Raw genomic sequence first — 5,351 nt, forward strand, 5'->3', positions numbered from 1 at the left:
GCCAACGCGACGCAACGCCCGCCGCGTGGACCCGCGAAGATCCAGCGGCTGGGTCACGTCGTGCTCCAGACAACGAAGTACATCGAGTCCCTGAACTGGTACCTGGAGCACCTCGGCCTCATCGTCAGCGACTTCAAGTACTACGAGGGGCAGCGCGAGCGCGGTCCCACGATGAGCTTCATCCGCTGTGACCGCGGCATGACTCCCACCGACCACCACACGCTGGCGATGATGCTCGGTCCCAGTAGCCGGTACGTGCACTCGGCGTACCAGGTCGGAGACCTCGACGCGCTGGCCGCCGGTGGAGAGTACCTCCGCGAGCTCGGCTTCTACCGCTCTTGGGGGATCGGTCGTCACCTCGAGGGCAGCCAGATCTTCGACTACTGGCGCGACCCGGACGGGCTCCTGGTCGAGCACTTCGCGGACGGTGACCTGTTCGACTGCACCCTCGAGCCTGGTTGGTCGCCGATGACGGCGTCCGGGCTGGCCCAGTGGGGTCCGCAGGCCACCAAAGACTTCCTGGGTCTCGCACCAGGACGCGACGCGTTGCACGAGCTGCTGTCGATGGCTCGCTCGCTGCGCGAAGACAACGAGTTCGACCTGACCCGCCTTCGCGGCCTCCTGAAAGTGACGAGTTCATGAGCATCACGATCCTTCGTACGCCCGACGCCTGGTGGGTCCGCACTCCCGGCGGCGCCGCACGCATCGACACCGAGGCCACGACCACCAGCGGACTGCTCGCCGAGCACGAGCAGATCGAGGCCGCCCGGGGGAGCAGGACGACCGTTGACCCGGCCACCCTCGACCTGGTGTCCCCGGTGACGGCGCCCTGCCGGGTGGTGGCGCAGATGACGAACTTCGCCAGCCATGTGAAGGACTCAGGGCTCGACCCTGGCACCGTCCCGCTGACGTTCTTCCGCAAGACGTCGGGCTCGCTCAGTGGTCCGTTCGACGACGTTGTCCGACCCGGTCACGTGCGGTACCTGGACTACGAGGTCGAGATCGGCCTGGTGATCGGCCGGGAGCTGCCGGTGGGCACGCAGGTCACCGCCGACAGCTGGACCTCGTTCGTTGCCGGCCTGGTGGTGACCAACGACGTCTCGGCCCGTGACGTGCAGCTGCCGAAGACGCAGTTCTTCGAGTCGAAGTCGTACCCGACCTTCACGCCGGTCGGGCCGTCGCTGGTCCTGCTCGACGACGACGAGCTCAAGCGGTTCGGCGACCTGCGCCTGCGCCTGTGGGTGAACGGCGAGCTGCGCCAGGACTCGGTGGTCGACGGCGACATGGTCTACTCACCGCTCGAGGCCTTGCAGGCGCTGAGCCGGTTCCAGCGGCTGGACGCCGGTGACCTGCTCCTCACCGGAACCCCGGCGGGCACCGCCCTCAGCGCACCGCCGAAGCCGGTCGAGATCATCGCGGCGTTGCTGCCCCCAGCGCTGAAGTGGAAGCTCTTCTTCCAGCGGCAGGCCCAGAACCCCAAGTACCTCAGCCACGGCGACGTCGTCGAGGTTGCCATCGGCACCGACGACGGTGCGATCGACCTCGGCCGGCAGCGCACGGTCGTGAGGACCGCCTGATGGGCGACCTGCTCTGGCCGACGTACGACGGGCCTGGCGATGTCGTTGCGATCGAGACCGTGCCGCTCGCCGACCGCGGCCTTCCAGCCACGACGTACGAGCTTCTCGTCCGTGCCGCCGACCTCTGGCCGGACCGGGTCGCCCTGTCGGTGCTCCCGGACGGCGAACGGTGGGAGCAGCCGGCGGAGCGAACGTATACCGAGCTGCTGATGGACGTGCATCGCTACGCCAACCTGCTCCACACGCTTGGGGTACGTCGAACCGACGGGGTCGCCCTCCTCGCGCCGAACTGCGACGAGCTCGTCACCGCAATCCTGGCCGCCCAGCTCGCCGGAATCGCGGCGCCGATCAACACCGGGCTCTCGGGCACGCACATTGCCGAGCTCCTGCGAAGGTCGGGCGCCCGGGTCCTCGTGGCTGCCGGTCCCGAACTCGCGCCGGAGGTGTGGGCGAGTGCCCGGGAACTCGCCGTCGAGGCCGGGATGGAAGCTCTCCTCGCCCTGGGCCCGACGCTGCCCGGCCCCGCCGAGGCGGAGCTGGACTCGTTAGACGGCGTGCGCGTCGGTTACCTGTCCGCCCTCGCGGCGGAGCAGCCGCACGACGCCTTCGTGGGTGAAACACCATCGGCCACCAACCTCGCCGCTTTCTTCCACACCGGCGGCACGACCGGCACGCCGAAACTCGCCGCACACACCCACGCCAACGAGGTCAGCGACGCCTGGATGATCGCTGCCAACAGTCTGCTGCACGACGGCTCGGTGGTGTTCGCGGCGCTGCCGCTCTTCCACGTCAACGCACTCCTGGTCACCGTTCTGACCCCGCTGTTCAGGGGCCTCCAGGTCATCTGGGCGGGCCCCCAGGGCTACCGCGACCAGGCGCTCTACACGCACTTCTGGAAGCTCGTCGAGCGCTACGGGGTCACCACGATGAGCGCTGTGCCCACCGTGTACTCCGTCCTGGCCGGCTGTCCCATCGACGCCGACATCAGCAGCCTCCGCTTCGCCGTCGTCGGCGCTTCGCCCCTTCCGCAGGCAGTCCGGGACGGCTTTGAGGCCGCAACCGGCATCCGGCTGGTCGAGGGCTACGGCCTCACCGAGGCCACGTGCGTCAGCGCACTGAGCTTTCCCCACCATCCGCGTCCCGGGTCGGTCGGCCAGCGCCTGCCGTACCAGCACGTTCGGGCCGTCGAGATCACCGCCGACGGTGAGTGGATCGACCTGCCTGCCGGTCGGGTCGGGGTGCTCGCCATCAGCGGACCGACCGTGTTCCCCGGCTACGTCACAGGCCGGACTCCCGACGGCCCTGTGCTGGACGGCATGGGCAAGCTGCGCGACGGCTGGCTGGACACCGGGGACCTGGCTCGGGTCGACCCGGACGGCTTCATCCATCTCGCCGGCCGAGCCAAGGACCTGATCATCCGCGGCGGTCACAACATCGACCCGGCGGTCATCGAGCGCGTGCTGCTGGCACACCCGGCGGTCACGGCCGCGCAGGCGGTGGGTCGTCCGGACCTGCACGCCGGCGAGGTGCCGGTCGCGTTCGTCACGCTCGCCCCGGGCGTCCGCGCGACCCCCGAGGAACTGCGTGCCTGGGCCCGGGACCACGTGCCCGAGCAGGCGGCAGCGCCCAAGGCCGTCACAGTGCTGGACGCACTTCCCGTCACCCTCGTGGGCAAGCCGTTCAAACCCGCTCTGCGCGCCGAGGCCACCCGAGCGGCCGTCACCGACGCGCTCCGCGACATCCCCTCGGTCACCGGAGTCCGAGGAGTCGTCGAGGACGGTGCGGTCCTCGCCATCGTCGGTTTGTCCCCTGGCGCCGACAAGACGTCGGTCCGGGAAGTACTCGAGCGTTTCGCCATCACCTGGAGATTGGAACTGTCATGACCGCCACATCGATTCTTGCGGGCATCCTCGTCGTCGCCTTCGCGGCCCTCGGCTCCGCCAAGCTCGCCGCGGTACCCGCCATGCGCACAAAGGCGCAACACGTCGGCTTCAGCGTCTCGGCGTACCGCCGGATCGGTCTTCTCGAGGTCCTCGCCGTCGTCGGCCTGCTCGTCGGCGCGTTCGTCCCGGTGATCGGTGCCCTGGCCGCCGCGGGACTCCTCATGCTCCTCGGTGGGGCAGCCGTGGCCCACCTCCGCAACGGCGACGGCTTGCGCGAGATCGTCCCGGCCGTCGTCCTCGGCCTGGTAGCCCTGAGCTTCCTACTTCTCGTGGTCGGAGACCTGCGATGAACCGCTCTCAGCGGACCAGGGCCGACCCCGTTCCCGTCGTCATCGTGGGGGCCGGCCCCGTCGGCGTCACCGCCGCCACCCTTCTCGGGCAGTACGGCGTCGACTGCCTCGTCCTGGACCGCTGGGACGGCGTCTACCCCCAGCCTCGGGCCGTCCACCTCGACGACGAGATCTACCGGGTCCTCGTGCGGCTCGGCATAGCCAAGCAGTTCGCAGCCGTATCCCGGCCCACTCGCGGGCTGCAGTTGATCGACCGGAATCACCGGGTGTTCGCGGTGTTCGACCGGACCGGCGACTACGGCCGGCACGGGCACCCCAGGGCCAACATGTTCGACCAGCCCGAGCTCGAGCACCTGCTGCGCACCAACCTCAAGGACCAGACCACGGTCAGCCTGCGCGGGGACGTCGAGGTCACAGACGTCGCCCAGGACGGCCGGGGCCGGGTCCGGGTGGACTTTACCGACGGGCTCACCGGCGAGCACGAGTCCGTGCTCGCGACCTATGTGTTGGGCTGCGACGGAGCCAACAGCGTGGTGCGCACGGCGATCGGTTCGACGATGGAGGATCTCAAGTTCGAGCAGCGCTGGCTTGTGATCGACGTCGCCAGCACGGTCGAGCTCGACCAGTGGGAAGGCGTGCACCAGGTCTGCGACCACCAGCGCGCGGCGACGTACATGCGCATCGGTGATGCCCGCTATCGCTGGGAGTTCCAGCTGCAGGCGGGCGAGACCGCCGCTGACTTCGAGTCCATCGGAGTCCTTCGCCCCCTCATCGGACCGTGGGTCGAGGGCATCCCCAGCGACCAGCTCGAGCTGGTGCGCGTCGCGGAGTACACCTTCCGGGCCCAGTTGGCGGACCGCTGGCGAGACCGCAATGTGTTCCTCCTCGGCGACGCCGCCCACCTGACGCCCCCCTTCATCGGACAGGGGTTGGGCGCCGGACTCCGCGACTCGATGAACCTCAGCTGGAAGATCGCCGGCGTCCTCTCCCGAGACCTGCCCGAGTCGGTGCTCGACACCTACGAGGTGGAGCGCAAACCACACGCCCGGGCCCTCATCGGGCTCGCCAAGCTGGTCGGCGTCTCCATGACGCAGGGCGGTAGGGCTGGTGGCCTGCTTCGCAGGGCTATCGCCCCACGGCTGCACTGGGTGCCCGGCCTCCGCGACCGCCTCCTCGACAGTGTGACACCACCGTTGCCCCGGTCCGATCTCGTGCAGCCACGCAGACTCCGCAAATCCCTCAACGGACGTCTGTGTCCGAACGCGCCCTTGACGAACGACAGCCGGTACGACGACGTGACCCGCGGCGGGTTCGTGTTAGTGACCCGCGTACCGCTTTCGCTCGAGCAGCGTGCGGTGCTAGCCGACCGCGGGACCGAGGTGCTCGAGGTGGCACCCGGCTCAGCCCTGTACAAGTGGCTCGCAGATGGCAAGGCTGCGGCCGCACTGGTACGACCGGACTTCACGGTGCTGTGGGCCGGCCGCGACGTCACAGCGCTCTGCGAAGCAGCACCGAGGTTCCTGGTTGCCTGAGGCACGCGT

The 5,351-nt window shown here is 69.3% G+C and carries 5 protein-coding genes; all 5 read left to right on the forward strand.

The genetic code is table 11. The features are described from left to right. Positions 1-642, forward strand: a 642-nt coding sequence (locus tag EV652_RS43805) for a VOC family protein (protein WP_199238741.1), incomplete at its 5' end; no start/stop codon positions are given. Further along, positions 639-1,577: a fumarylacetoacetate hydrolase family protein gene (locus EV652_RS43810; protein ID WP_132217285.1), complete on the forward strand. Its 939-nt coding sequence runs from the start codon at positions 639-641 to the stop codon at positions 1,575-1,577. The genes EV652_RS43805 and EV652_RS43810, both read left to right, overlap by 4 nt. Further along, positions 1,577-3,460 (forward strand): acyl-CoA synthetase, encoded by a 1,884-nt coding sequence (locus EV652_RS43815; RefSeq protein ID WP_242002368.1) that lies wholly within the window; start codon positions 1,577-1,579, stop codon positions 3,458-3,460. The genes EV652_RS43810 and EV652_RS43815 overlap by 1 nt, the downstream gene beginning before the upstream one ends. Beyond that, on the forward strand, positions 3,457-3,810 hold the full coding sequence (locus EV652_RS43820; protein WP_132217287.1) for a DoxX family protein: 354 nt from the start codon (positions 3,457-3,459) through the stop codon (positions 3,808-3,810). The genes EV652_RS43815 and EV652_RS43820 overlap by 4 nt, the downstream gene beginning before the upstream one ends. Next, the gene (gene mhpA / locus EV652_RS43825) at positions 3,807-5,342 is read left to right on the forward strand and encodes a bifunctional 3-(3-hydroxy-phenyl)propionate/3-hydroxycinnamic acid hydroxylase MhpA (RefSeq protein ID WP_132217289.1); all 1,536 of its coding nucleotides are present in this window, start codon (positions 3,807-3,809) and stop codon (positions 5,340-5,342) included. The genes EV652_RS43820 and mhpA overlap by 4 nt, the downstream gene beginning before the upstream one ends. The last annotated feature ends 9 nt before the right edge of the window (positions 5,343-5,351 follow it).

Source organism: Kribbella steppae, assembly GCF_004342025.1.
GTDB lineage: Bacteria > Actinomycetota > Actinomycetes > Propionibacteriales > Kribbellaceae > Kribbella > Kribbella steppae.

Excerpts from the sequence above, each read along its gene's own strand:
- EV652_RS43820 (WP_132217287.1), top strand. The coding sequence starts at position 3,457 with ATGACCGCCACATCGATTCTTGCGGGCATCCTCGTCGTCGCCTTCGCG.
- mhpA (WP_132217289.1), top strand. The coding sequence starts at position 3,807 with ATGAACCGCTCTCAGCGGACCAGGGCCGACCCCGTTCCCGTCGTCATC.
- EV652_RS43810 (WP_132217285.1), top strand. The coding sequence starts at position 639 with ATGAGCATCACGATCCTTCGTACGCCCGACGCCTGGTGGGTCCGCACT.
- EV652_RS43815 (WP_242002368.1), top strand. The coding sequence starts at position 1,577 with ATGGGCGACCTGCTCTGGCCGACGTACGACGGGCCTGGCGATGTCGTT.